1 tRNA gene is annotated in these 294 nt (G+C 44.9%); it reads right to left on the bottom strand.

Annotated features, from left to right (window positions below):
* Nucleotides 1-23: 23 nt before the first annotated feature.
* Nucleotides 24-96, bottom strand: a tRNA-Ala gene (locus PHX18_05800).
* Between the last annotated feature and the right edge of the window lie 198 nt (nucleotides 97-294).

Below are 294 nucleotides of genomic sequence, written 5' to 3'. Positions count from 1 at the left end.
ACATAAGTCGTAAAATGTACAAATGGAGCGTACGAGACTCGAACTCGTGACCCCAACACTGCCAGTGTTGTGCGCTACCAACTGCGCTAACGCCCCAAAAATTATTCTGTTTTCAACGATGGAATGTTAGCGCAGTTGGTAATATCTAAATGCCTTCGCATCTGCTTCGGCTTGGCGCTAACGCCCCAAAAATTATTCTGTTTTCAACGATGGAATGTTAGCGCAGTTGGTAATATCTAAATGCCTTCGCATCTGCTTCGGCTTGGCGCTAACGCCCCAAAAATTATTCTGTTT

The sequence above is a fragment of the Candidatus Gastranaerophilales bacterium genome (assembly GCA_028696075.1).
Lineage (GTDB): Bacteria > Cyanobacteriota > Vampirovibrionia > Gastranaerophilales > JAILCC01 > JAQVHS01.
Note: the sequence above shows the minus strand (reverse complement) of the source record. Positions and strands in the feature narration are given on the sequence as shown.